Annotated in this window: 27 protein-coding genes; 9 read left to right on the forward strand and 18 right to left on the reverse strand. The window is 53.4% G+C overall.

Translation table 11 applies throughout. From position 1 onward, the window contains the following. Positions 1-38: 38 nt before the first annotated feature. Entirely contained in the window at positions 39-1046 is a 1008-nt protein-coding gene (gene zipA, locus OGV74_RS15530) for a cell division protein ZipA (RefSeq protein WP_003038097.1), read from the reverse strand. Positions 1047-1276: 230 nt separating this feature from the next. Here zipA and cysZ point away from each other — a divergent pair, with 230 nt between their 5' ends. From cysZ to crr, 5 genes are all read left to right on the forward strand, one after another. Further along, a complete protein-coding gene (gene cysZ, locus OGV74_RS15535; protein WP_003038094.1) occupies positions 1277-2038 on the forward strand; it encodes a sulfate transporter CysZ in 762 nt (253 codons plus the stop codon). A gap of 163 nt (positions 2039-2201) precedes the next feature. Further along, positions 2202-3173, forward strand: coding sequence for a cysteine synthase A (gene cysK / locus OGV74_RS15540; protein WP_003038091.1), 972 nt, complete (start codon positions 2202-2204; stop codon positions 3171-3173). Between the two features lie 383 nt (positions 3174-3556). Then, on the forward strand, positions 3557-3814 hold the full coding sequence (ptsH, locus tag OGV74_RS15545; protein WP_003038086.1) for a phosphocarrier protein Hpr: 258 nt from the start codon (positions 3557-3559) through the stop codon (positions 3812-3814). A gap of 45 nt (positions 3815-3859) precedes the next feature. Beyond that, positions 3860-5587 carry a phosphoenolpyruvate-protein phosphotransferase PtsI gene (gene ptsI, locus OGV74_RS15550; protein WP_003038080.1) on the forward strand — a complete coding sequence of 576 codons (1728 nt, stop codon included), beginning with the start codon at positions 3860-3862 and terminating at the stop codon, positions 5585-5587. 40 nt (positions 5588-5627) lie between these two features. Next, positions 5628-6137, forward strand: coding sequence for a PTS glucose transporter subunit IIA (gene crr / locus OGV74_RS15555; protein ID WP_000522253.1), 510 nt, complete (start codon positions 5628-5630; stop codon positions 6135-6137). 61 nt (positions 6138-6198) lie between these two features. Here crr and OGV74_RS15560 read toward each other — a convergent pair whose 3' ends face one another. Further along, the gene (locus OGV74_RS15560; protein ID WP_003038077.1) at positions 6199-6438 is read right to left on the reverse strand and encodes a hypothetical protein; all 240 of its coding nucleotides are present in this window, start codon (positions 6436-6438) and stop codon (positions 6199-6201) included. Further along, positions 6435-7301 (reverse strand): pyridoxine/pyridoxal/pyridoxamine kinase, encoded by an 867-nt coding sequence (gene pdxK, locus OGV74_RS15565; protein WP_003838557.1) that lies wholly within the window; start codon positions 7299-7301, stop codon positions 6435-6437. Before pdxK ends, OGV74_RS15560 begins: the two co-directional genes overlap by 4 nt. An 82-nt stretch (positions 7302-7383) precedes the next feature. On the opposite strand from pdxK, the gene ptsJ reads away from it, so the two are divergent. Together ptsJ and OGV74_RS15575 are read left to right on the forward strand one after the other, a co-directional pair. Further along, positions 7384-8676: a MocR-like B6 salvage transcription factor PtsJ gene (ptsJ, locus tag OGV74_RS15570; protein ID WP_086504397.1), complete on the forward strand. Its 1293-nt coding sequence runs from the start codon at positions 7384-7386 to the stop codon at positions 8674-8676. Positions 8677-8689: 13 nt separating this feature from the next. Further along, a complete protein-coding gene (locus tag OGV74_RS15575; protein WP_086504398.1) occupies positions 8690-9406 on the forward strand; it encodes a type 1 glutamine amidotransferase in 717 nt (238 codons plus the stop codon). Between the two features lie 91 nt (positions 9407-9497). Here OGV74_RS15575 and cysM read toward each other — a convergent pair whose 3' ends face one another. From cysM to OGV74_RS15625, 10 genes are all read right to left on the reverse strand, one after another. Further along, a complete protein-coding gene (gene cysM / locus OGV74_RS15580; protein WP_003838552.1) occupies positions 9498-10409 on the reverse strand; it encodes a cysteine synthase CysM in 912 nt (303 codons plus the stop codon). Between the two features lie 67 nt (positions 10410-10476). Continuing rightward, positions 10477-11574 carry a sulfate/thiosulfate ABC transporter ATP-binding protein CysA gene (gene cysA, locus OGV74_RS15585; protein ID WP_003038066.1) on the reverse strand — a complete coding sequence of 366 codons (1098 nt, stop codon included), beginning with the start codon at positions 11572-11574 and terminating at the stop codon, positions 10477-10479. Then, positions 11564-12439 carry a sulfate/thiosulfate ABC transporter permease CysW gene (gene cysW, locus OGV74_RS15590; RefSeq protein ID WP_003038064.1) on the reverse strand — a complete coding sequence of 292 codons (876 nt, stop codon included), beginning with the start codon at positions 12437-12439 and terminating at the stop codon, positions 11564-11566. The genes cysA and cysW overlap by 11 nt, the downstream gene beginning before the upstream one ends. Continuing rightward, positions 12439-13272, reverse strand: coding sequence for a sulfate/thiosulfate ABC transporter permease CysT (gene cysT, locus OGV74_RS15595; RefSeq protein WP_003038061.1), 834 nt, complete (start codon positions 13270-13272; stop codon positions 12439-12441). The genes cysW and cysT overlap by 1 nt, the downstream gene beginning before the upstream one ends. Then, on the reverse strand, positions 13273-14289 hold the full coding sequence (cysP, locus tag OGV74_RS15600) for a thiosulfate/sulfate ABC transporter substrate-binding protein CysP (protein WP_003038059.1): 1017 nt from the start codon (positions 14287-14289) through the stop codon (positions 13273-13275). Positions 14290-14446: 157 nt separating this feature from the next. Further along, positions 14447-15238, reverse strand: coding sequence for an SDR family oxidoreductase UcpA (gene ucpA / locus OGV74_RS15605; RefSeq protein ID WP_003038057.1), 792 nt, complete (start codon positions 15236-15238; stop codon positions 14447-14449). Between the two features lie 171 nt (positions 15239-15409). After that, entirely contained in the window at positions 15410-16309 is a 900-nt protein-coding gene (gene yfeX / locus OGV74_RS15610) for a porphyrinogen peroxidase (protein ID WP_003838547.1), read from the reverse strand. Positions 16310-16402: 93 nt separating this feature from the next. Next, on the reverse strand, positions 16403-16978 hold the full coding sequence (locus tag OGV74_RS15615; protein ID WP_286521063.1) for an RpoE-regulated lipoprotein: 576 nt from the start codon (positions 16976-16978) through the stop codon (positions 16403-16405). 59 nt (positions 16979-17037) lie between these two features. Next, positions 17038-17487: a DUF2919 domain-containing protein gene (locus tag OGV74_RS15620; protein ID WP_003038050.1), complete on the reverse strand. Its 450-nt coding sequence runs from the start codon at positions 17485-17487 to the stop codon at positions 17038-17040. Next, positions 17474-17899 (reverse strand): GNAT family acetyltransferase, encoded by a 426-nt coding sequence (locus OGV74_RS15625; RefSeq protein WP_003038048.1) that lies wholly within the window; start codon positions 17897-17899, stop codon positions 17474-17476. The genes OGV74_RS15620 and OGV74_RS15625 overlap by 14 nt, the downstream gene beginning before the upstream one ends. A 212-nt stretch (positions 17900-18111) precedes the next feature. Here OGV74_RS15625 and amiA point away from each other — a divergent pair, with 212 nt between their 5' ends. After that, positions 18112-18981, forward strand: a complete 870-nt coding sequence (gene amiA, locus OGV74_RS15630) for an N-acetylmuramoyl-L-alanine amidase AmiA (RefSeq protein WP_003038046.1) — start codon at positions 18112-18114, stop codon at positions 18979-18981. 2 nt (positions 18982-18983) lie between these two features. Next, a complete protein-coding gene (hemF, locus tag OGV74_RS15635; RefSeq protein WP_016150736.1) occupies positions 18984-19883 on the forward strand; it encodes an oxygen-dependent coproporphyrinogen oxidase in 900 nt (299 codons plus the stop codon). Positions 19884-20012: 129 nt separating this feature from the next. Here the strand turns inward: hemF and eutR are convergent, their stop codons facing one another. Genes eutR through eutB form a run of 5 tightly spaced genes read right to left on the reverse strand, consistent with a single transcriptional unit; the run spans position 20013 to position 24612 of the window. Continuing rightward, positions 20013-21065, reverse strand: coding sequence for an HTH-type transcriptional regulator EutR (gene eutR / locus OGV74_RS15640; protein ID WP_003038041.1), 1053 nt, complete (start codon positions 21063-21065; stop codon positions 20013-20015). A 48-nt stretch (positions 21066-21113) separates the two neighbouring features. Beyond that, positions 21114-21659 carry an ethanolamine utilization microcompartment protein EutK gene (locus tag OGV74_RS15645; RefSeq protein WP_061547545.1) on the reverse strand — a complete coding sequence of 182 codons (546 nt, stop codon included), beginning with the start codon at positions 21657-21659 and terminating at the stop codon, positions 21114-21116. A gap of 11 nt (positions 21660-21670) precedes the next feature. After that, positions 21671-22330, reverse strand: coding sequence for an ethanolamine utilization microcompartment protein EutL (gene eutL / locus OGV74_RS15650; RefSeq protein WP_003838537.1), 660 nt, complete (start codon positions 22328-22330; stop codon positions 21671-21673). 9 nt (positions 22331-22339) lie between these two features. Next, positions 22340-23230, reverse strand: a complete 891-nt coding sequence (eutC, locus tag OGV74_RS15655) for an ethanolamine ammonia-lyase subunit EutC (RefSeq protein WP_003038033.1) — start codon at positions 23228-23230, stop codon at positions 22340-22342. 20 nt (positions 23231-23250) lie between these two features. Next, positions 23251-24612 (reverse strand): ethanolamine ammonia-lyase subunit alpha, encoded by a 1362-nt coding sequence (eutB, locus tag OGV74_RS15660; protein WP_003038029.1) that lies wholly within the window; start codon positions 24610-24612, stop codon positions 23251-23253. Positions 24613-24619: the final 7 nt, after the last annotated feature.

Genomic DNA, 24619 nt, shown 5'->3' on the forward strand with positions numbered 1-24619 from the left:
GCGGGGGTTTAGCAAGGAGATGTCACGCCTAAGGAGAATCAGGCGCGAGATTCTTTAACTTCGCGGATGCGGTCCTGATACTCGCGCAGTTTCTGCGGCGTCATCATGCGACGTTGATCGTCAAGCACCACACCACCCACTTCATCGGCGATGTGCTGTGCGGACTGCAGCATCAGCTTAAAGTTTTGCAGCTCGTCCCCATAGGACGGAACCTGCATAAAAATAGTTACGCCAGGGGTGCTGAAATCACCCGTCATTTCGGGATCAAACGTTCCTGGGTTAACCATATTGGCAAGGCTGAACAGCGACGGACCGCTGCCATCCGGGCTCAAATGACGATGGAAAATATTCATATCGCCAAATTTAAAACCGGCTTGCTGAATGCTATTGAGCAGCACTTCACCGTTGAGCTCGCTACCGTGATGCGCCGCAACGTTCATAATAATGACCGCTTCTTTACGCTGCGGTTTTTCAGCAGCAGGCGCTTCTTCAACTACCGGCTCAGGCTGCGGCTGATGTTCAACGGCAGGCTCTGCGGGCTGGAAAGTCTGCGGCGCAGGTTGCGGTGCTTGCTGCACGGGCTGCTGAACCTGCGGAGCAACGGGCTGATGCTGCATCGGCTGCTGTACAGGTTGTTGCTGAACAGGCTGATGTTGCACCGGCTGCTGCGGTTGTACAGGCTGCGGCTGAGCATGCGGCGGCGGTACCGGCGCTTGTGCAGGCTGCTGCGCGGGTTGACGCGGCTGAGCCGACGCATAAGGCGGCTGGTACTGGTGTTGCGGCGACTGAGGAGGAACACCATGTTCCTGCGCGTTACCGGGAGCATGATTCACACGATGAACGCGAACTTCGCCCACGCCTTCGTCTTCCTCGACGTTGTCGTCGAACGAATCCTCGTCTTCACGTTTAGACTTCATGCGTTTCAGTGGGCGATCGCGGAATATAGAAGACCGCTCTTTACGGCTAGTCCAAAAACCATGTACCAGTAAAGCGATTATGGCGATCGCGCCAACAATGATTAATATCAGACGCAAATCCTGCATCATTATATTCTCTGTTGTTCTAACACCTTGCCACCACGGCAAACATTTACTCACTAAGAGTATTTGTCGATTACGCCAAGTGCAAGTGCACTCTTGGCTTTCACGGCATAAAGATGAACAAAATTGTGCTTTTTGCTGTTTTTTCGAACATTTCTGAACAGCTTAACGCTCAACAACCCGGTAAGATACGCAAAGTTTACCAGAGCTTATATAACAAGGAGTATGTCCTGACCATGGTTTCATCATCTGCAGTCGTACCTCGCAGCGGCCTTTATTACTTTTCACAGGGATGGAAGCTCATCACCCAACCGGGCATTCGTCGCTTTGTCATCCTGCCTTTGCTGGTGAATATCCTGCTGATGGGCGGCGCATTCTGGTGGCTATTCACACAACTCGATAGCTGGATCCCCTCGCTGATGAGTCACGTCCCTGACTGGCTTCAGTGGCTCAGCTACTTGCTGTGGCCGATTGTCACTATCTCCGTACTACTGGTGTTCGGCTACTTGTTTTCCACCATAGCCAACTGGATTGCCGCGCCGTTTAACGGTCTGCTGGCTGAACAACTGGAAGCGCGCTTAACGGGCGCAACACCGCCTGACACCGGTGTTCTTGGCATCATGAAAGATGTTCCCCGTATTATGAAACGTGAATGGCAAAAGCTGGCGTGGTATCTCCCGCGCGCCATCGTATTGCTGATCCTTTATTTCATTCCGGGTATTGGGCAGACCGTCGCCCCGGTGCTGTGGTTCCTGTTCAGCGCATGGATGCTGGCCATTCAATACTGCGATTATCCGTTTGATAACCATAAGGTGCCTTTTAAGGAGATGCGCGTCGCGCTGCGCACACGCAAGGTGACCAATATGCAGTTCGGCGCGCTAACCAGCCTGTTCACCATGATTCCAGTGCTCAATCTGTTCATCATGCCGGTCGCGGTTTGTGGTGCCACGGCGATGTGGGTAGACTGCTATCGTGCTAAGCACGCGTTATGGAAGTAATGCAAAAATGTGTAAAAGCGGGCTGGCTTATGCCCGCTCTTATTCCATACTGCAAGGCATTATTTCCCATCAGCATATAGATATGCGATTTCCTTACTTCCCCATACTTTCTCAACAGGTATGCTGAAGCGGTATCCCAATTTCATACAGTTAAGGACAGGCCATGAGTAAGATTTTTGAAGACAACTCGCTGACTATCGGTCATACGCCGCTGGTTCGACTGAACCGTATCGGTAACGGACGCATTCTGGCGAAGGTGGAATCTCGTAACCCGAGCTTTAGCGTCAAATGCCGTATCGGTGCCAATATGATTTGGGATGCCGAAAAACGTGGTGTACTGAAACCGGGTGTTGAGCTGGTAGAACCGACCAGCGGCAACACGGGGATTGCGCTAGCCTACGTTGCCGCAGCCCGCGGTTACAAACTGACTCTGACCATGCCGGAAACGATGAGCATTGAGCGCCGCAAGCTGTTGAAAGCTCTGGGTGCGAACCTGGTGCTGACCGAAGGCGCAAAAGGGATGAAGGGTGCAATCCAGAAAGCGGAAGAAATTGTCGCCAGCGATCCGGAGAAGTTCCTGCTGCTGCAGCAGTTCAGCAACCCGGCGAACCCGGAAATTCACGAAAAAACCACCGGCCCGGAAATCTGGGAAGATACCGATGGCCAGGTTGATGTCTTTATTTCCGGCGTAGGTACCGGCGGTACATTGACTGGTGTGACCCGTTATATCAAAGGCACTAAAGGCAAAACCGATCTGATCACCGTCGCGGTTGAACCTACCGACTCCCCGGTTATCGCCCAGGCGCTGGCGGGTGAAGAACTTAAACCGGGCCCACATAAAATTCAGGGGATTGGCGCGGGTTTCATTCCAGGCAACCTTGATCTGAAACTTATCGATAAAGTCGTCGCCATCACCAATGATGAAGCAATCTCTACTGCGCGTCGCCTGATGGAAGAAGAAGGTATTCTGGCGGGCATTTCTTCCGGCGCTGCTGTTGCTGCCGCGCTTAAGCTGCAGGAAGATGAAACCTTTACCAATAAGAATATAGTGGTTATTCTACCGTCATCGGGTGAGCGTTATCTGAGCACTGCACTGTTTGCCGATCTCTTCACAGAGAAAGAACTGCAACAGTAATGCCAGCATGTTAAAAACGCGTAAAAAAGCACCCATTTGGGTGCTTTTTTGTGGCCTGCTTCAAAGTTTCAACTCGCCTGGCATTGATTCAACCCACCAGAACTGGTATTTAACCAAGCTAATTATTTTGATGCGCGAAATTAATCGTTACAGGAAAAGCACTAGCTGAATCGATTTTATGATTTGGTTCAACTCTTCCTTTCGCGGCATAATGTTTAATGACGAACGAAACGTCAGCGGCAAGAAGTTGCCAGCAACGGATTGCACCGAACTCCTTTTGTGTCGCGTCCAGTTTACGCCGATGCTAACAATACAGGCTAAAGTTGAACCGCCAGGCTAGACTTTAGTTCCACAACACTAAACCTATAAGTTGGGGAAATATAATGTTCCAGCAAGAAGTTACCATTACCGCTCCGAACGGTCTGCATACTCGCCCTGCTGCTCAGTTTGTTAAAGAAGCAAAAGGCTTTACTTCTGATATTACTGTGACTTCCAACGGCAAAAGCGCTAGCGCCAAAAGCCTGTTTAAACTGCAGACTCTGGGCCTGACTCAGGGTACCGTTGTTACCCTGTCCGCAGAAGGTGAAGACGAGCAGAAAGCAGTTGAGCATCTGGTTAAACTGATGGCTGAACTCGAGTAAGTTCAACGAGTTCTTTTAAATATCAGTCACAAGTAAGGTAGGGTTATGATTTCAGGCATTTTAGCATCCCCGGGTATCGCTTTCGGTAAAGCATTGCTACTGAAAGAAGACGAAATCGTCATTGACCGGAAAAAAATTTCTGCCGACAAGGTTGATCAGGAAGTTGAACGTTTTCTGAGCGGTCGTGCCAAGGCATCTGCGCAACTGGAAGCGATCAAAACCAAAGCTGGTGAAACGTTCGGTGAAGAAAAAGAAGCCATCTTTGAAGGGCATATCATGCTGCTCGAAGATGAGGAGCTGGAGCAGGAAATCATAGCCCTGATTAAAGATAAGCACATGACGGCTGATGCAGCCGCGCATGAAGTTATCGAAGGTCAGGCCACAGCCCTGGAAGAGCTGGATGATGAATACCTGAAAGAACGTGCGGCTGACGTACGTGACATCGGTAAACGCCTGCTGCGTAACATCCTGGGTCTGGCAATTATCGACCTGAGCGCTATTCAGGAAGAAGTTATCCTGGTAGCCGCAGACCTGACCCCGTCAGAAACCGCACAGCTGAACCTGAACAAGGTGCTGGGTTTCATTACTGACGCGGGCGGACGTACTTCCCATACCTCTATCATGGCGCGTTCTCTAGAACTGCCTGCCATCGTCGGTACGGGTAGCGTCACCTCTCAGGTTAAAAACGACGACTATCTGATTCTGGATGCCGTAAACAATCAGGTTTACGTCAATCCGACCAACGACGTTATCGAGCAACTGCGTGCCGTTCAGGAGCAGGTTGCAACCGAGAAAGCGGAACTCGCTAAGCTGAAAGATCTGCCGGCTATCACGCTGGACGGACATCAGGTTGAAGTTTGCGCCAATATCGGTACCGTTCGTGACGTTGAAGGCGCTGAACGTAACGGCGCTGAAGGTGTGGGTCTGTACCGCACCGAATTCCTGTTCATGGACCGTGAATCGCTGCCAACTGAAGAAGAACAGTTTGCTGCGTATAAAGCCGTTGCTGAAGCCTGTGGCTCTCAGGCGGTCATCGTTCGCACCATGGACATCGGCGGCGATAAAGAACTGCCGTACATGAATTTCCCGAAAGAAGAGAACCCGTTCCTGGGCTGGCGTGCCGTGCGTATCGCCATGGATCGTAAAGAGATCCTGCGTGACCAGGTTCGCGCGATTCTGCGCGCCTCTGCTTTCGGTAAACTGCGCATTATGTTCCCAATGATCATCTCTGTTGAAGAAGTGCGTGCACTGCGCAAAGAGATTGAAATCTACAAACAGGAACTGCGCGACGAAGGTAAAGCATTTGACGAGAGCATTGAGATTGGCGTGATGGTGGAAACACCGGCTGCGGCAACAATTGCGCGTCATTTAGCCAAAGAAGTTGATTTCTTTAGTATCGGCACCAATGATTTAACGCAGTACACCCTGGCAGTTGACCGTGGTAATGATATGATTTCACACCTTTACCAACCGATGTCGCCATCTGTGCTGACGCTGATCAAGCAAGTTATTGATGCTTCTCATGCTGAAGGCAAATGGACTGGCATGTGTGGTGAGCTTGCAGGCGACGAACGTGCTACACTTCTGTTGCTGGGGATGGGTCTGGACGAATTCTCTATGAGCGCCATTTCTATCCCGCGCATTAAGAAGATTATCCGTAACACGAACTTCGAAGATGCGAAGGTGTTAGCAGAGCAGGCTCTTGCTCAACCGACAACGGACGAGTTAATGACGCTGGTTAACAAGTTCATTGAAGAAAAAACAATCTGCTAATCCACGAGATGCGGCCCAATTTACTGCTTAGGAGAAGATCATGGGTTTGTTCGATAAACTGAAATCTCTGGTTTCTGATGATAAGAAAGACACCGGAACTATTGAGATTGTTGCTCCGCTCTCTGGCGAGATCGTCAACATCGAAGACGTGCCGGATGTAGTTTTTGCTGAAAAAATCGTTGGTGATGGCATCGCTATCAAACCAACCGGTAACAAAATGGTTGCTCCTGTTGACGGCACCATCGGCAAAATCTTTGAAACCAACCACGCTTTCTCTATCGAATCCGACAGCGGCATTGAGCTGTTTGTTCACTTCGGTATTGATACCGTTGAACTGAAAGGCGAAGGCTTCAAACGCATCGCTGAAGAAGGTCAGCGCGTGAAAGTGGGCGACCCGGTTATTGAATTCGATCTGCCGCTGCTGGAAGAAAAAGCCAAGTCTACCCTGACTCCGGTTGTTATCTCCAACATGGACGAAATCAAAGAACTGATCAAACTGTCCGGTAGCGTGACCGTGGGTGAAACCCCGGTTATCCGCATCAAGAAGTAATTCTTGCCGCAGAGAAAAATGGCGCCGATTGGCGCCATTTTTTTATACACTTCATCCGCCATTAAATGTGTGCAGTCACTGGGCGATAACACGCCTCGCGCATCAGGATTTTCATGCCCTCCGGCCCGCTCTCCAGCATCCGTCGTTCCGAATCCGCCACTAACAACTCACAGTCGTAACCACCCGCAATGCCGAACATAGCCCGCGCCACGCAGATATCTTCCAGTGCCGCTGTCCCGCAGGTATCAAAGTGTCCAACCATACGCCCATTCTGGCGAACTACCAGCCGGTAACTCTTCATCGCGCCTCCCCTGCCGGTGGCAGAATTAATTCATCACAACCGCACTGGTGCGTCCACGTCATCACGTCCAGCACCCGCTGTGCAGCATCGTGCGTCGCGGTCGTCAGCGCTTTCCCCATCACAAGGCCGCTCACCAGCTCGGCACAGAACAGATCGCCAGTCCCCTTCAGATCCGTTTTCACTCGCGGATGAGCTAACACCTCAACCGTTTCAGCCGTCACCACCGCAACATGAATAATCTCTTCCGTATCCCCCGGCGCACTGGTGATCACCACCCATTTCAGGGTGTCGGTGAGCAGTGATTGTGCCGCCGTAATGGCTTCATCAAGCGTACGACACGGCTTTCCGCTCAGCATTTGCAGCTCGAACACATTTGGAGTCAGCCCCTGAGCCAGCGGTAGCAGGTGCTGACGATAAGCCTCCGGAATTTCGGCTTTAACATACATACCGCTATCCGTATCGCCAATCACGGGGTCGACCAAAATGCACAGGTCCGGATGCGTGGTCAGAACAGTTTTCAGCCACTGTGCCAGCAAGGCGATTTGTTCCGCGCTGCCCATGTACCCTGTCGTCACCGCCTTTAGCTCGCGCAAGGCATCACGCTCGTTTAAGGCGCGGAGATAACCGCTAAACCAGTCTGCTGGAATAACGCCGCCGTAGAAGGTTTCATAATGCGGGGTATTACTGAACAGCACCGTAGGTACTGCCGTCACGCGTAACCCCTGCGCTTTAATGGCTGGGACGGCGATGCTGTTACCTACGCTGCCATAAACCACCTGTGACTGAACGGCGACGATATCGGTCTGTAACGCCCGATGCGTGTCGTCGAAGAGCACTGACTGGATATCACTCTCCTGCTCCATAAATTTCTCCTCTCGCTGGACAGCGGGTCTACGCCTCACTATTATCGTCATATGCTAAAATTCATTTTGTCATAGGTCAATAATGATCGACGGAAAAACCGCTAACGAAATTTTTGACAGTATCCGTCAACATGTCACTACAGGCACGCTGGCAGTGGGAGAAACGTTACCGCCAGTGCGGGAACTGGCAACGGAATTAAACGTGAACCGCAATACTGTCGCGGCGGCTTACAAACGCCTGGTCTCCTCCGGGTTGGCACAGAGCCTGGGACGCAACGGTACGGTGATTAAGGGGATTACTGCCCCCGTAGCACTGGAAGGTGGTAATCCGGATACCCCGCTTATCGATCTTTCCGGCGGTAATCCAGCGCCCTCGCGACTTCCTGAGCTGAGTAATTATTTTGCGAAGATAAATAAGAGTCCGCGCTTGTACGGCGATGCCGCTGTGTCACCTAGACTTAAGGTGTGGGCATCACAATGGATGCAAAATGCAATCCCCGGCAAAGGGGAAATTGATATTACCAGCGGTGCCATTGATGCTATCGAACGGCTACTGTGCGCCCATTTGCTGCCTGGTGATAGCGTTGTCGTAGAAGATCCATGCTTTTTAAGCAGCATCAACATGCTGCGCTATGCCGGATTCTCAGCAAACCCGGCCAGCGTTGACCGCGAAGGCATGCTGCCGGGCCAGCTGGAACTCGCGCTACAGAAAGGCGCGCGGGCAGTAATTCTGACACCGCGCGCGCATAACCCGACAGGATGCAGCCTGAGCGCCTCACGCGCGGCGCAATTGCAGGAAATTCTGGCCCGCTATCCGCAGACGCTGGTGATCGTCGACGACCACTTTGCGCTGCTATCTGCCTGCCACTGGTATCCGGTGATTGCGAAGGAAACCACGCACTGGGCGGTTGTCCGCTCGATGTCAAAAACGTTAGGACCAGATTTACGCCTGGCCATTGTGGCCAGCGATCCGCTCACTTCAGGGAAGCTACGTTTAAGGCTTAACTCCGGCAGTCAGTGGGTCAGCCATCTGCTGCAGGATTTGGCCTGCGCCTGCCTGAATGACGAGACTTACCAACACACGCTGGCGCAAACTCAGCAATTTTACGCTGCCCAGCAGCAAAAGTTGACGGCAGCTCTGCGGCGACATGGCATTGAGTTGCCCGTTGGTGACGGTCTGAATATGTGGCTACCGCTGGAAGATAACAGCCAGGCGATCGCTTTTGCGCTGGCAAAGTCCGGCTGGCTGGTACGCGAAGGCGAAGTGTTTGGCGTCAATACGCCTGCCCACGGCCTGCGCATTACGCTGTCAACATTATCAGACAGCGACATTGATAAGCTGGCGACTGATATCCATCAGGCGCTAAAGCGCTAACAGGAGAGAAAAAGTGCGAGTTCATTTTGTTATTCATGAGTCTTTTGAATCTGCTGGCGCGTATCTGCCGTGGGCTGAATCACGCGGCTATACCATCACCTGGTCGCACGTTTACGCCGGGGAAACGGTCCCTGCGAACGCGGATGGCTTCGATATGTTGGTGGTGTTTGGCGGTCCGCAGTCCCCCCGGACCACGCTGGCAGAGTGCCCGTACTTTGATTCTCAGGCCGAGCAGCATCTGATCAACAAGGCGATTGCGGCACGTAAAATTGTGGTGGGGATCTGCCTGGGTTCACAGTTAATCGGCGAAGCGCTGGGTGCGAAGGTGTGCCAGAGTCCGGAAAAAGAGATTGGTCACTACCCGATCACCCTGACCGAAGCAGGCCAACAGCATCCGTTGTTCAGCCATTTTGGTTCACCGCTTACCGTCGGTCACTGGCACAACGATATGCCTGGATTAACCGACCAGGCGACAATTCTCGCCACAAGCGAGGGCTGCCCGCGACAAATCGTACAATACGGTAATTTCGTCTATGGTTTTCAGTGCCATATGGAATTTACGGCTGATGCTATAGAAGGGCTTATTCAACACTCCGAACAAGAACTGGCGGAAGCTAAAGGCAAGCGCTTCATCCGCTCCGTTGAAGAGATGCGTGCATGGGATTATCAGCAGATGAATGAGAAGCTGTGGCAATTCCTTGATAAGCTTGTGGAAAAACGTAACGATTGATTATGGCAGGCCGGATAAGACGCTTTACGTCGTCATCCGGCGATCGTGCCGTACGTTTGCCTGATGGCGCTATGCTTATCAGGCCTACAAACTAAATCCCTGATCCCTGGTTAAAGTGCTCTTCGCCAAACACGCCGGTTGAAAGGTAGCGATCGCCGCGATCGCAGATGATCGCCACCACCACCGCTCCCGGATTTTGTTCGGCCACGCGAATCGCTCCGGCTACCGCGCCGCCGGAACTAACGCCGCAGAATACACCCTCTTTCACCGCCAGCGCGCGCATGGTGTTTTCCGCATCGTTCTGATGAATATCCAATACCTCATCCACCAGCGAGGCGTTAAAAATGCCCGGCATATATTCCGCAGGCCAGCGGCGAATTCCCGGAATACTACTGCCCTCTTCCGGCTGCAGGCCCACGATGGTAACCGCTTTTTCTTGCTCACGTAGAAAACGCGACACACCGGTAATGGTGCCTGTTGTTCCCATACTGGAGACAAAGTGGGTAATACGACCTGACGTCTGCTGCCAGATTTCCGGTCCGGTGGTGGTGTAATGCGCGTACGGGTTATCCGGATTATTAAATTGGTCGAGAAGTTTACCTTCTCCGCGCTGCGCCATTTCAAGAGCTAAGTCACGCGCGCCTTCCATCCCCTGCTCTTTGGTCACCAGAACCAGTTCAGCCCCGTAAGCACGCATCGCCGCTCGGCGCTCCTGGCTCATGTTGTCTGGCATCAGCAGCTTCATGCGGTAGCCCTTCAGCGCGGCGATCATTGCCAGAGCAATTCCGGTATTACCGCTGGTAGCCTCGATCAGCACATCACCAGGCTTAATTTCTCCACGTTTTTCCGCTTCGACAATCATCGACAGCGCAGCCCGGTCTTTCACCGAACCCGCGGGATTATTGCCTTCCAGCTTGACCCAAATTTCACTGCCGTTATCCGGCGCCAGACGTTGTAGTTTCACCAGAGGCGTATTGCCAATTGTTTGTTCTAATGTGTTCACGTTTTGAGCTCGTAAAAAAGCCCGGGGGCGCAGCGCTTACCGGGCGATAAACATACTTTTTAACCTATCAGGCACTTTGCGCCAGAGCAAGTTCCTCTTCACGCGTTTCAATGCGCTGGTCGCCGTTATACAGACGCGCATTTTGCAGCCCGACAAACAGCCGCTCGCCGCGGCTTGGGGAATCATCGCCCTGCATGATGACCGTCAGCGGTTCGTTATACCACCCCAGCGGTTGCACAACTAATTGGGTGTAGTGTCCTTTCGGGCTGGCTTCCAGTACCTGTACCGGCAACGGCGAATCCAGGCTGGTACGACGGCTGACGTCCACTTCCCACGGACGCAGAAACAGATCCACCGGTCCCTGATAACCAGGCGTATAACCCAGCGGCCAGCGGTGTGCGCCCACGTGGAATTGTCCACCGCGAATCGTCCCCTGCAGGCGGTTAACCTCCCCCATAAACTCCAGCACAAAACGGGTAGCCGGTTCGCGCCAGACTTGATCCGGCGCATCAGCCTGCTCGATATGACCCTGACTCATCACCACCACGCGATCGGCAACTTCCGTCGCTTCTTCCTGGTCGTGGGTAACAAACACGCTGGTGAACTTCAGCTCTTCATGCAGCTGACGCAGCCAACGACGCAGCTCTTTACGCACCTGCGCATCGAGCGCGCCAAACGGCTCATCGAGCAGCAGGATCTGCGGCTCTACCGCCAGCGCACGCGCCAACGCCACACGCTGCTTTTGCCCACCAGAAAGCTGCGCCGGGAAGCGGTCCGCCAGATGAGCCAATTGAACCATCTCCAGCAGTTTGGTGACTTTTGCTTTGATGGCCGCCGCATTTGGACGCTCACGCCGTGGCAGGACCGTCAGACCAAACGCGATATTGTCGAAAACGGTCATATGACGAAACAGCGCATAGTGCTGGAATACGAATCCCACTTTACGGTCGCGAGCATGCAAACGACTGACGTCGGTGCCGTGAAAACGGATATGCCCGCTGGACTGATGCTCCAACCCGGCAATAATGCGCAGCAGCGTGGTTTTGCCCGAGCCGGATGGCCCCAGCAGCGCGACCATCTGACCTGAAGGAATATCCAGCGAGATATCGTTCAGCACCTGGGTGCGACCAAAAGACTTCTTAATATTGGCAATCTCAATGCTCATGATTTTCCTCCTGCTGCGCGCGTTTCTCCTGGTTCTCCAGACGCCATTGCAACATGCTCTTCAAAAACAGGGTAATAATCGCCATCAGCGTTAATAGCGCCGCGGCGGTAAAAGAGCCGACCGTGTTGTAGTCCTGCTCCAGTAATTCAATTTGTAGCGGTAGCGATAGGGTTTCGCCGCGAATCGAGCCGGAAACCACCGACACCGCGCCAAACTCGCCAATCGCACGGGCGTTGGTCAACACCACGCCGTACAGCAGCGCCCAACGGATATTTGGCAGCGTAACGCGGCGGAACATCTGCCAGCCGGACGCGCCCAGCAACACAGCCGCTTCATCTTCATTGCTGCCCTGGCTTAACATCACCGGCACCAACTCTCGCACCACAAACGGACAGGTCACGAATACCGTCACCAGCACCATCCCCGGCCAGGCAAACATAATTTGCAGGTTATGCTCATCCAGCCATCCACCCAGCGGACCGTTAGAGCCGTAAAACAGCAGATACACCAGGCCGGCAACCACCGGCGAGACGGCAAACGGAATATCCAGTAAGGTCAGCAACAACTGGCGTCCTGGGAAGTTAAAACGGGTCACCAGCCAGGCCAGCAACACACCAAACACCAGGTTCACCGGCACCGCAATCAGCGCAATCAGCACCGTCAGCCAGATGGCATGCAGCATGTCCGGATCCGCCAGGTTCTGTAATACCGGCATTAATCCCTTGCTGAACGCCTGCACGAAGATGTAAATCATCGGCACCAGCAAAATAAACGCGGAGACCAGCATGCCCGTGCCGATCAGAAACCATTTCCCCCAGTTGATGCGGGGCGCGCCATAGCGTTTCAATTGGGTAATGTCTGCCATTAGTGACCTACCACACGTCGACCAAAGCGACTTTGCAGGGTGTTAATTGAAAACAGCAGCAACAACGAAGCCCCGAGGATCACAGAAGCAATCGCGCTGGCGGCCGGGTAGTCAAACTCCTGCAAGCGAACAAAAATCATCAGCGAGGTCACTTCCGTTTTCCATGCGATGTTCCCAGCGATAAAGATAACCGCGCCAAACTCACCGAGGCTGCGGGTAAACGAAAGCGCAACGCCCGCCACCAGCGCGGGGGACAGCTCCGGCAGCACCACTTTACGGAAACTCTGCCAGCGCGTAGCACCGAGCGTTTCCGCCGCTTCTTCATATTCGGGACCTAATTCTTCCAGCACCGGCTGGACGGTACGCACCACAAACGGAATGCTGGTAAACGCCATCGCCACCGCGATACCAAGCCAGGTGTAGGTCACCTTGATATCCAGCTTCGCCAGCCACTCGCCGTAGAAGCCATTAACCGAAAACAGCGACGCCAGCGTCAGACCCGCCACCGCCGTAGGCAGCGCAAACGGCAGATCCATCAGTGCATCCAACAGCGTACGGCCAGGAAAGCGATAGCGGGTTAAGATCCACGCCATCAGCAAACCGAACACGCCGTTAAAAATCGACGCCACAAACGCCGACAGCAGCGTCACTTTATAAGCCGCCACCACCTGCGGATTGGTAATCACATCCCAGTATTGCGCCCAGCTCATTTGCGCCAGTTGCATCACCAGCGCGCTCAGCGGCAGCAGCAATATCAGGCAGACAAACAGTAAGCTTGTACCCAGGCTCAAAGTGAAGCCGGGCAGCACGCGTCGGGAAGAAACAGCAAACATTTACTTACGCCCCGCCGCCAGCAGTTTGTCCAGCTCTCCACCGCTGACAAAGTGTGTTTTCATCACTTCAGGCCACGAACCAAACTTATCTTCCACACGGAACAATTCGGTCTGCGGGAATTTATCTTGCTGTTTGTCCATCACCTGCGGGTTATTCACGCGGTAGTAGAAATCGGTAATAATGGTTTGCGCCTGCGGGCTGTACAGCCAGGTCAGGTACGCTTTAGCTGCTTTTTCAGTACCGTTGGCTTGCACATTTTTATCTACCCAGGCCACCGGGAATTCGGCGAGGATATTGGTTTTCGGGATAACCACTTCAAAACCCTGCGCTTCATACTGTTTACGAATGTTGTTCACTTCTGATTCGAAGCTGATCAGCACATCGCCCAGACCGCGCTCTGCAAAGGTGGTGGTAGCACCGCGACCGCCGGTATCAAACACTTCGACGTTTTTCAGAAACTGGGTCATGAACTGTTCGGTTTTGGTTTTATCACCACCGTCAGCTTTATCCGCAGCACCCCACGCCGCCAGATAGGTATAGCGCGCGTTACCGGAGGTTTTTGGGTTCGGGAAAATCAGTTTCACATCAGAACGCACAAGGTCATTCCAGTCATGAATGTTTTTCGGGTTCCCCTTACGCACCAGGAAACCCATGGTGGAATAGAACGGCGAGCTGTTATTCGGCAGGCGGCTTTGCCAGTCGGCGGGGATCAGTTTGCCTTTGTCATGCAGGATCTGCACGTCGGTGACCTGGTTATAGGTCACCACATCGGCTTTCAGCCCCTGCAGAATCGCCAGCGCCTGTTTTGATGACCCGGCATGAGATTGTTTAATCGTCAGTTTGTCACCGCCGTTATCCTTCGCCCATTGCTGTTCAAACGGCGGATTAAGGGCGGCAAAAAGCTCACGGGAAACATCGTATGAACTGTTCAGCAGTTCCGTTGCCTGCGCCTGCCCCACCAGCAACAGCATGGCTGCCAGCGTCAGTGTTCTTTTTTTCAGTAAGTTAACGGCCATTGCGCACCCTTATAAATTTAATGACTTTCTTATGGTCATCATATTTATAACCAGTGCTAAAGGAGTAACGGTTTTATATACCGTTTGATGATTTGAAAGTTGAAAAGAGAATAAGAGAATCCCTCCCCACACCGAGTGAGGAGGAGACCGGCATCAATCAGACGCCGACGCTAACGCTTTCAGGCAGGGTGCTACCGCCATCAATCACGTTTTGCGTGCCAGTTAAGTAACTGGACTCATCCGACGCCAGGAACGCCGCCAGTTCACCGACCTCAAGCGGACAGGCCAGACGACGCATCGGGATCGCTTTCGCCATTTCGACTAAAACGGATTCAGGATCTTCCGGGTTAGATTGACGCGCAATGCTTTCCGCCATCGGCGTACGAACGTAGCCTGGGCAAATGGCATTAACGCGAATGCCTGACTGCGCATATTCTACCGCCAGGGATTTGGTCAAACCGATGATTGCGGCTTTCGACAGTGCGTAGGCCGTTTCGCCCGGGTCGGCAACCATATCGCCGGTCACTGATGACATCATCACGATGCGCCCGTCTTTGCGCGCAATCATCTCCGGCAGAACGGCTTTCGTCACATTCCAGACGCCTTTAATGTTGATATCAATGTGGAAATCGCGATCTTCATCGCTCATATCAAGGAAGTTGCCGAGGCGGCATACGCCGGCATTGTTCACCAGAATATCGATTTTGCCTTCAATCTGCTTCGCGCGCATCACCGCTTCCTTGACCGACGCAAAATCTCTGACGTCAGCGTGAACGGCTGTGCAACGGTGCCCTCGCCCAGCCAACTCATCCGCCAGTTTTTCAATCTCATCGGAGATATCCAGCAGAATTAAGTTCGCACCATGGCGGGCAAACGTTCTGGCGATACCCTCGCCAATACCCTGAGATGCGCCCGTAATCAATGCTGTTTTGCCCGTGAGTTTTCCCATTTCAATATTCTCCTTTTGAATATGAAGCCTTCGCTTCATTCACGCAGAAGATACAGCAATAACAAATTAGTGCTGAGGAATAGCTCACTAAATCAGGTTAATCTCAGGTAAAAAAATCCCCGACGATGCGGGGATGTCTATTTCGTGGCCGATAACAGGATCAGGTCGCCATTACAACGCCATTAAACGGTCCAGCGACGGTGCAAAGTAATAGCCGCCGGTTACCGGTTTGGTGAAGCGCAGCATTGCATCACGCTTACCGTCGGTGTCACCAAACATGCTCAGCAACTGTTGTTCAATGTTGTGCAGACGGGCGCAGTAGGCGCAGAAATAGAGACCATGCGTGCCGCTGGCAGTGCCGTATGGCAGGCTCTGGCGTACAATTTTCAGCCCTTTACCGTCTTCTTTGAGGTCAACACGGCTCAGGTGAGAGGTGACCGGACGGTCATCACCGTCGATCTCTTCGTTGGCTTCCTTGGTTCGGCCAATCATCATTTCCTGGTCATGGATGCTCATGCGATTAAGCTGCTTCAGGTTATGTTCCCAACGCTGCACAAACACATAGCTGCCACCGGCATCCACACCATCTTTGATAACGGCGACTTCACGGCGCGTTTCTTCGCCTGCCGGGTTTTCCGTACCGTCAACAAAGCCGCTGAGATCGCGCTCTTCGACCCAACGGAAACCGTGGATTTCTTCTTTGACTTCAATACAGTCGCCAAATGCTTCCATTGCCGCCTGCGCAACGGAGAAATTCACGTCATGACGCAAAGAGAGAATATGGATCAACACGTCATATTGGGTTGCAGGTGCCAGACCTTTACCGTAAGGGATAAAGTCTTTTAACTCTTCAGCACCGACGCCGCCGCTCAATGCACGCCAGGTGTTGTTGCCAAAAGCGACAACCGCGCCCAGATGCGCATCCGGGAACTTAGCTTCAAAGGTCGCCAGCTTATCGGCGAAGGTTTTGCTGGCCGCACGCAGGGCCTCAACGTCGCCTTTAACATTGGCTTCAATCCAAATCGCCGCACGGCAATGTTCTGGCAAAATGCCACTCTGAACCTGAGACATTGTTCCTCCTGAAAAAAAGATGCCACGACATCGTGGCATTGATTGGCGCTATTCTACCTGTTTTTTTAACAAGCCGATTTGTTCAGACGCAAATTAACGCCGCCAGATAATTTTGCTTACTTTCCACGCTTTCAGCGTGTCGTCAGACGGCATTATATCCTCAGGCCCGCTCCATTCACCGGAAAAAATATAGCTAATATGTTGACTTCCTTCAGCTTTACACTCAACGCCCGCGCTGTCATCGCCGGTTGCCTTTTGGCAATTACCGAAAGCTTTAGTGTAAAGGTCGCTAAACGGTGTACCGATTTCGACACCCGCGACTGACGAAATATCGTGGTCTAACACATCAATACGACTAATGGTTACCTGGCTGCCATTGATGACTATCGCCAGCTTGTCGTCTTTCATCGCTTCATAGAAGCGCACCACATTTCCGTTATCAGTCTTCATCCCGCTACGCAGGCGGTAATCACCGTCCAGCGCATCAGCAATGGCTTTTTCATCCAGCGGTGTCGCGCCCGTTAACGCTCCGACGCCCTGCTCTGTGACCTGCGTTGAAGAACCAAACCAGTTCCACGGATTAGCGGCAGACCAGTTCGCCGAGGACAACGTTGAACACCCGGCCAGTAGCAGCGGCATCGCGCATAAAGTCAAACGCAGTGATTTCATTTCACTTCCTTCCTTATTTATCAACGTTGCTTGGAGTCCGGTTTCCCCAAAAAGTGCCGTTATTCTTTCTCAAGGGAAAAACAGGCGCGCAGACGTTGATTGGTTAACAGCCAGATCAGTGCGACGATATCCGCCACCAGCAGCGCCAGCCCGACACCGTTGAGCGGATCGCCTGTCAGCCACATCACCGGCTGCCAGCACAGCAGCACCAGTTGAGCGAGAATCAATAATCCGCGCAGCCAGCGCCAGATTACCGGAAACGCAAAGCGTCGCCCGCTGAGTAAAAACGCCAACACGGCGGGAACGCCGGGGAGCAAACCCAGCCAGAATGCGTCATGATCGGGATAAAACAGATTCAGCAACGTGTTGCCCTGCTCACGAGAAGAACCGGCTATCACAAACAAAACCCAGGTGCGTGCCTGTAACAACAGTACGCACCAGAAGAGAAAAGGCAGGCGCAGACGCCCATGACCGTCATAGTCGGCCGGATGAAACTCAGTACTCTTCATCTTCAATCAAACGCTTGCCCAGATTGAGTACATCCGCATGTTCATAGCCCAGACGTTCATACATGCCCTGTACGACATCGTTATCGTCACGCACCATGATTTGAATCTTCGGGCAACCGCGGGCAATGAGCTTTTTCTCCAACCGGTTGAGTAGCGCATTAGCGATACCGCGACCGCGAAACTCAGGATGCACGCCCAGGTAATAGGCGGAACCGCGATGCCCGTCGTATCCGCCCATCACCGTACCGACCACCTCACCGTTCACTTCAGCGACGAGGAACAAGCTGACGTCATGATTGACTTTACGTTCGATGTCCATTTCAGGGTCGTTCCATGGACGCAGCAAATCACAACGCTCCCAGAGGGTGATCACCTCTTCGAAATCTTCCTGGCGAAAAACGCGTATTTCCATGGTATTGGTTACCTTTTCAGGACGTTAAAAAGCGATTATGGCGCGAACGGCTGATTTAGCCAATATCTGACGCGAAGCGGCGGAAAAAATGGCATAATACGGAATTGTCACGTATTGAAATGAAAAGTAAAACAATTCTTATCTCGATCCGTCGCAACGGACTACGCGATACGATATAACGTTTAGAACCTTTTTTTTACAACTCAGGCCGTATGAGCACTTTTAAACCACTAAAAACACTCACATCGCGCCGCCAGGTGCTGAAAGCCGGGCTGGCCGCCCTGACACTGTCAGGCATGTCGCAAGCCATCGCTAAAGAAGAAGCGCTAAAGACCAGTAATGGACACAGTAAACCGAAAGCGAAAAAATCAGGCGCTAAGCGTGTTGTTGTTCTTGATCCGGGGCACGGCGGGATTGATACCGGCGCAATTGGTCGCAACGGATCGAAAGAAAAGCACGTGGTGCTGGCGATTGCCAAAAACGTGCGCTCAATCCTACGCAACCAGGGGATTGATGCACGCCTGACCCGCTCCGGCGATACGTTTATTCCGCTCTACGATCGCGTCGAGATCGCCCACAAACATGGCGCAGATCTTTTCATGTCGATCCACGCCGACGGTTTTACCAATCCTAGCGCTGCGGGTGCTTCGGTCTTTGCCTTATCCAATCGCGGTGCCAGTAGCGCCATGGCGAAATATCTGTCCGATCGTGAAAACCGGGCCGATGAAGTCGCCGGGAAGAAGGCCACCGACAAAGATCATTTGTTGCAGCAGGTGCTGTTCGATCTGGTGCAAACTGACACCATTAAAAACAGCCTGACGTTAGGCTCGCATATTCTTAAGAAGATCAAGCCGGTACACCGTCTGCACAGTCGTAGCACGGAACAAGCCGCCTTCGTGGTGCTAAAATCACCTTCGATTCCGTCGGTCCTGGTCGAAACCTCGTTCATCACCAACCCGGAAGAAGAACGATTACTGGGGACGGCTGCGTTTCGTCAGAAAATCGCCACCGCTATCGCCAATGGCATCATCAGCTATTTCCACTGGTTTGATAACCAGAAAGCACACTCGAAGAAACGTTAACCATGAAGCCCGATGTACAACGCGTAAAACAGTTCCTGCTCAACCTGCAGGATGAGATTTGTCAGCAGTTATCCACCATAGACGGCACCGAATTTGTTGAGGATAACTGGCAACGCGAAGCGGGCGGCGGCGGGCGCAGTCGAGTGTTGCGTAACGGCGGTATTTTCGAGCAAGCAGGCGTCAACTTCTCTCATGTCCATGGCGATGCAATGCCGGCCTCGGCTACTGCACATCGCCCGGAGCTTGCCGGGCGTAGCTTTGAAGCGATGGGCGTCTCGTTGGTGGTGCATCCGCAGAATCCTTACATTCCGACCAGCCATGCCAACGTACGTTTTTTTATCGCGGAGAAACCGGGCGCCGACCCGGTGTGGTGGTTTGGCGGCGGCTTTGACTTAACGCCCTACTACGGCTTTGATGAGGATGCAGTTCACTGGCACCGCACGGCGCGGGATCTATGCCAGCCGTTCGGCGAAGATGTTTATCCCCGTTACAAAAAGTGGTGCGATGACTACTTCTTCCTCAAGCACCGCAACGAGCAGCGCGGCATTGGCGGGCTGTTCTTCGATGATTTGAATACGCCAGATTTCGAGCACTGCTTCGCCTTTATGCAGGCTGTTGGAAAGGGTTATACCGAGGCGTATTTGCCCATCGTCGAGCGCCGCAAAGCAATGAGCTGGGGCGAGCGTGAACGCAATTTTCAGCTTTATCGTCGCGGACGCTATGTGGAATTTAACCTGGTGTGGGATCGCGGCACATTATTTGGTTTGCAAACCGGCGGGCGCACGGAATCGATTCTGATGTCGATGCCGCCGCTGGTACGCTGGGAGTATGACTGGCAGCCAGAAGCGAACAGCCCGGAAGCCGCCCTTAGCGAGTTTATTCAGGTCCGCGACTGGGTGTAATGGCCTGATAGCGACACAATTCGTAGGTCGTAGGCCGGATAAGACGCAAGGCGTCGCCATCCGGCAGCGCAGCAAGCACAATTGCCTGATGGCGGCTAACGCCTTATCAGGCCTACTCAAGCTATACCATCACGCCCACTGGCGCATACGCTGATGCAGCGTCAACGACGGTTTCTCCGCAAACAGTTGCTGGTAGTCGGTAGCAAACTGCCCTAAATGCCAGAATCCCCACTGCATGGCGGCGTCTTTCACCGTCGCACTCTGCGACCACGGGCTTATCAACTCACGGCGCACGGCGTTCAGGCGAATACGTTTCAACCAGGCATTCGGGCCAATACCGAGGATGGCGTGAAAGGCATTTTGCAACGTCCGGCGGCTAACGTGCAGTTGATTGCATAAATCGAGCACGGTCAGCGGCTCTGACATATTTTCCAGCACATATTCGCGCGCACGCGACAGCAAGCGACGATAGCTCTGATGGCTGATGCTCTCCGCAGTCATAATCGGCTGCGCTTCTTCCAGCATAGTCCCCATCGCCAGCAGCAGGTTATCGCCCAACACTTTGCGTACCGCAGGTTGGCGAAGGTTTTCCGGGTTTTCGCTAAACGTCGCCAGCGCCTGCTGCACAAAGCCCCATAGCGCGGCTTTGTGTTGTTCTTTCACTTCCAGCGCCGACTGGTTGCGCAGCATATGCAACACCCTTTCCGGGTTATGCAGGAAGTTGGCCTGACGGGCAATGGCCTCTTCAGAAATGACGACCCCCAAAATGGTGTAGTCATCCGGCGTACTTAGTTCAAACTCCGTCCCGCCTGGGCGGGTGGCAATTTCAGCGTTACCCAAACACTGGGTACCAATAAATCCCTGCTCGCCGCGCGTGGCCGGAATGCCAAACCAAAATGAGTTTGGCCAGACAAGGCATGACTGACGCAGCGCCAGTCCGGTGTATTCACGGAACACCTGAATATCATCGAGCAGGATTTCCGTGAACTCGCCATGAAATTTTCCCGGATGCAGCTGGTCGTAGATCTGCTGCCAGGCTGTAATCGTCAGCGCGTGCTCATACACATCCGTTGTTCGCCGTTGATGAACGTTGTCCACTTCCACTTTCGGCGTCAATTTAACGTCTTCGGGTAATACTTCATGATAAAGATGGTGCAAGTTTGCAGTACGGTTCTTTTTCATGATCTTTTAAGCCGGAAGCTTCAACGAAGCCCCCGGCCCTCCGACAGGTTAATTTTTTAAGCGATAGCGACTACTGCGTTTACGCAACGCTCCGTCAGAAAAGAGCTGTTCCAGCGCATTTCTGGCTTCATCAAGTGACCAGCCAAAGTGGGCAGCCACTTCCCCTGCCGTCATTCCTTGACGGGCCGATGTTAACAGCGCCAGCAATTCATCAGAGGATTCAGATGACACAGGTGCTTCCTGTGTCTTCTCTGGGGCCACATCTGACTTCACTTCAGGCTTCTGCTCTGGTTTCTTCGGTTCTGGTTTCTTCGGCTGGCGCTTAAAACCGCCGATCAGCCACTGGGTGTCATCGTCCGGCCGGCCTATTTCCTTACGGCTGATAACACGGCCTGTACGCGCTGCAGCTGCACTGCCAGCATCCAGCGCTGCTCGGCATGCCGCCAGATCGCCTTCCACCACCAGCGTCAGCCGACCAGGATCGAGCACTTCGTGGCTAAGCAGGCGCACATTCGCGGCTTTCAGCATGGCATCGGCCGCGTCCACGGCAGCCACCATGCCATCCACTTCCAGTAATCCCAGTGCATTGATCATCACTACCTCTCTTACGCGCGCTGGATTGGATTACGGGCAATATCCAGAACGGCATCGGCAAAGGCGTTACATGCGGCTTTACAAGCGGCCTGGCTACCGGTCAAAAACGCTGCTGAATAGTTGGTTTCTGACGGCGGTGGTACATAGGTTACCAGTTGTACATCGGCAGATTTCAGCGCGGCATCAATACCAAATGTCGCTTCCAGCGGCGGTGCTACCAGATACGCCATCGGATCGCCCAGTCGGCATCCCGCGGTCGCGGAAAGATACGAACCGGTACGCGAAACCACATGCGCCAGGAAGGCGGTATCTTCTGCGTCATTCGCCCACTGGAATGCCGCACCGCTTTCAATATTGGCGACCATCGCGTCCAGACCCGCGCGAACTTCGGCCGGGTTTGGTCCACCGAGCATAATCAGCACTTCGCCCGAGGTTGGAGAGGGACTGTGCGCCGCACCGGCATACAGCGAGCGGCCATAAACCACTTCCACCATCGCCTGTTTTGTCGCTTCATCTGCGGCAATATACGCCACGTCATCAGAGTCTGCTGTGATGAGTCCGAGGCTACGTATATGTGGCGGCAATTTAAGTTCGCGGGCAAAACCGTCATTTACCGAGGCAATCACACGCATCGCGGTGACTGAAGGTCTAATCAAATCTAATGCTGGCATGATGCCTCCTTAACGGGTCATATTGATGCCGGATGCTTTTTGCTCCAGCATGCGCTTGGCCAAATCCACAATCACCGCCGCCGCTTCAACCGGTGGCGTACCGCCCTGGTGAATGTTCGAGATGCAGGTACGGTCAGCCTCAACGGTGGTTGCCACACGCGGCGAATAGACGGCGTAGCAAGAAAGACTTTCCGACTGGCCGAGGCCCGGACGCTCACCAACCAGCAGGATCACCGCTTTTGCACCCAGCAGTTCGCCGATCTGATCTTCAATTTTCACGCGCCCATAGCGAACAAAGAACGGCGTCCCGACCTTCAATCCGGCCTGTTTTAAGCCCGACAACAACGGCGGCAGGATCTCTTCGTAGTTGGCGGTGATGGCGTCAGTAGACAGACCATCAGAAATAATCACCTGCACATCCGGATTCATTACACACTGTGATTTCAGTGCTTCAATGGCTTCCGCACTCAGACGACGTCCCATGTCCGGGCGCGTCAGATACAAGTTTTTGTCGCTGATTTCCGAGCGCACTTCCAGTAGTCCCTGGGCTTTTACCCACTCTTCCGGCACTTCTTTCAATACCGTATCTTTCGAACGCGAGTGGTCAGCCAGGAAGCGCAGCAGCGCCTGGGTACGCGGACGTGGACCGGCACGGCCGGTACATACACGCGCAGCGGTGCTACGGCGCAGTTCGGTCAATACCTCTGCGCGATGCGGATTCTCAACGCCAATCCACGCTTTCGCTTCGGCTGAACCTAAGTCCATCGCACAGCTTTCACCGGTCGGCGCAGCGCACTGCGTAGTGCTGCATTTCACTTCCGCTGATGGCGCTTGAACCTGCGGCTCTCCCATTGACGCCATTACGCTGCGTACAATTTCTTCAATCTGTTTTTGATCCATCGTGTGTCATCCCCGCGTCATCAGAAGAACAGTGACGGATCGCCCGCCCGTTTGGTCAGGCGACCGTTTGCCATAATGCCCATGGTTTCCAGCCAGCGTTCAAACTCCGGCGACGGGCGCAGGTTCAGCAACTGGCGCACGGTCGCGGTGTCGTGGAAGGCGGTGGTCTGGTAGTTGAGCATGATGTCGTCACCGAGCGGCATGCCCATGATGTAGTTGCAGCCAGCGGTGGCGAGCAGAATCATCAGGTTTTCATTGAGGTTCTGGTCAGCATCAGCATGGTTGGTGTAACAGCAGTCGCAGCCCATTGAGATGCCGCTCAGTTTGCCCATGAAGTGATCTTCTAAGCCAGCGCGAATAATCTGACGGTCGTTGTAGAGATATTCCGGCCCGATAAAGCCCACCACGGTGTTCACCAGGAACGGATCGTAGTGACGCGCCAGCCCGTAGTTACGCGCTTCCATCGTCACCTGATCGGCACCAAAGTTAGCGCCAGCGGAGAGCGCAGACCCTTGCCCGGTTTCAAAGTACAGGCAGTTTTCCCCGGCGATACGGTTGAATTCAGCACCCACTGCACGCGCTTCATCCAGCATGGCCAGCTCAACGCCAAACTCTTTTAAGCCTTTTTCGCTACCGCAGATACTCTGGAAAATCAGCCCGCCCGGCGCACCGCGACGAATCGCTTCAATCTGGGTGGTGACGTGCGCCAGTACGCAGCCCTGGGTCGGAATATTGAACTTGTCAATAACGCCATACACGGTATCGAGCACACGGCTTAAGTTTTCCACGTCATCCGTGACCGGGTTGACACCGATCACCGCATCGCCCGCACCGAAAGACAGTCCTTCATAGATTTGCGCCGCAATACTCTGTACATCGTCACGGGTATCGTTCGGCTGCAAACGGCAGCTAAAGGTGCCCGGTAGACCTATGGTGGTGTTAGCCTTTTTGATCACCGGCATTTTCTTACCGCCATAGATCAGGTCCGCGTTAGAGCAGATTTTTGCTACCGCAGCGACCACTTCCGACGTTAACCCTTTACGCGTAAACGCAATGTCATCAACAGAGGTTTCATCGCTCAGCACGTACTCGCGCAGCTCGCTGATACTCCAGTTTTTGATGCGGTTATAGGCCGTTTCGTTGACGTCATCCTGAATCAGACGCGTCACGCAGTCCTCTTCATAGGAAATCACCGGGTTATTACGGATATCCGCTACCGTCATTTCCGACAATACCTGCTTAGCCGCCACGCGCTCTTGCGAACTGGTTGCAGCGACACCTGCCAGCACATCCCCCGAACGCAGTTCGTTGGCTTTTGCCAGCACCTCTTTAACATCCTTAAACTGATAAACATTGCCGAACAATGTGGTCTTTAGTTTCATAAGTCGT

Origin of the sequence: Citrobacter sp. Cf116 (assembly GCF_030336505.1) — a bacterium.
Lineage (GTDB): Bacteria > Pseudomonadota > Gammaproteobacteria > Enterobacterales > Enterobacteriaceae > Citrobacter > Citrobacter freundii.

Excerpts from the sequence above, each read along its gene's own strand:
- zipA (WP_003038097.1), bottom strand. The coding sequence starts at position 1,046 with ATGATGCAGGATTTGCGTCTGATATTAATCATTGTTGGCGCGATCGCC.
- cysZ (WP_003038094.1), top strand. The coding sequence starts at position 1,277 with ATGGTTTCATCATCTGCAGTCGTACCTCGCAGCGGCCTTTATTACTTT.
- cysK (WP_003038091.1), top strand. The coding sequence starts at position 2,202 with ATGAGTAAGATTTTTGAAGACAACTCGCTGACTATCGGTCATACGCCG.
- ptsH (WP_003038086.1), top strand. The coding sequence starts at position 3,557 with ATGTTCCAGCAAGAAGTTACCATTACCGCTCCGAACGGTCTGCATACT.
- ptsI (WP_003038080.1), top strand. The coding sequence starts at position 3,860 with ATGATTTCAGGCATTTTAGCATCCCCGGGTATCGCTTTCGGTAAAGCA.
- crr (WP_000522253.1), top strand. The coding sequence starts at position 5,628 with ATGGGTTTGTTCGATAAACTGAAATCTCTGGTTTCTGATGATAAGAAA.
- OGV74_RS15560 (WP_003038077.1), bottom strand. The coding sequence starts at position 6,438 with ATGAAGAGTTACCGGCTGGTAGTTCGCCAGAATGGGCGTATGGTTGGA.
- pdxK (WP_003838557.1), bottom strand. The coding sequence starts at position 7,301 with ATGGAGCAGGAGAGTGATATCCAGTCAGTGCTCTTCGACGACACGCAT.
- ptsJ (WP_086504397.1), top strand. The coding sequence starts at position 7,384 with ATGATCGACGGAAAAACCGCTAACGAAATTTTTGACAGTATCCGTCAA.
- cysA (WP_003038066.1), bottom strand. The coding sequence starts at position 11,574 with ATGAGCATTGAGATTGCCAATATTAAGAAGTCTTTTGGTCGCACCCAG.
- cysW (WP_003038064.1), bottom strand. The coding sequence starts at position 12,439 with ATGGCAGACATTACCCAATTGAAACGCTATGGCGCGCCCCGCATCAAC.
- cysT (WP_003038061.1), bottom strand. The coding sequence starts at position 13,272 with ATGTTTGCTGTTTCTTCCCGACGCGTGCTGCCCGGCTTCACTTTGAGC.
- cysP (WP_003038059.1), bottom strand. The coding sequence starts at position 14,289 with ATGGCCGTTAACTTACTGAAAAAAAGAACACTGACGCTGGCAGCCATG.
- ucpA (WP_003038057.1), bottom strand. The coding sequence starts at position 15,238 with ATGGGAAAACTCACGGGCAAAACAGCATTGATTACGGGCGCATCTCAG.
- yfeX (WP_003838547.1), bottom strand. The coding sequence starts at position 16,309 with ATGTCTCAGGTTCAGAGTGGCATTTTGCCAGAACATTGCCGTGCGGCG.
- OGV74_RS15615 (WP_286521063.1), bottom strand. The coding sequence starts at position 16,978 with ATGAAATCACTGCGTTTGACTTTATGCGCGATGCCGCTGCTACTGGCC.
- OGV74_RS15620 (WP_003038050.1), bottom strand. The coding sequence starts at position 17,487 with ATGAAGAGTACTGAGTTTCATCCGGCCGACTATGACGGTCATGGGCGT.
- OGV74_RS15625 (WP_003038048.1), bottom strand. The coding sequence starts at position 17,899 with ATGGAAATACGCGTTTTTCGCCAGGAAGATTTCGAAGAGGTGATCACC.
- amiA (WP_003038046.1), top strand. The coding sequence starts at position 18,112 with ATGAGCACTTTTAAACCACTAAAAACACTCACATCGCGCCGCCAGGTG.
- hemF (WP_016150736.1), top strand. The coding sequence starts at position 18,984 with ATGAAGCCCGATGTACAACGCGTAAAACAGTTCCTGCTCAACCTGCAG.
- eutR (WP_003038041.1), bottom strand. The coding sequence starts at position 21,065 with ATGAAAAAGAACCGTACTGCAAACTTGCACCATCTTTATCATGAAGTA.
- OGV74_RS15645 (WP_061547545.1), bottom strand. The coding sequence starts at position 21,659 with ATGATCAATGCACTGGGATTACTGGAAGTGGATGGCATGGTGGCTGCC.
- eutL (WP_003838537.1), bottom strand. The coding sequence starts at position 22,330 with ATGCCAGCATTAGATTTGATTAGACCTTCAGTCACCGCGATGCGTGTG.
- eutC (WP_003038033.1), bottom strand. The coding sequence starts at position 23,230 with ATGGATCAAAAACAGATTGAAGAAATTGTACGCAGCGTAATGGCGTCA.
- eutB (WP_003038029.1), bottom strand. The coding sequence starts at position 24,612 with ATGAAACTAAAGACCACATTGTTCGGCAATGTTTATCAGTTTAAGGAT.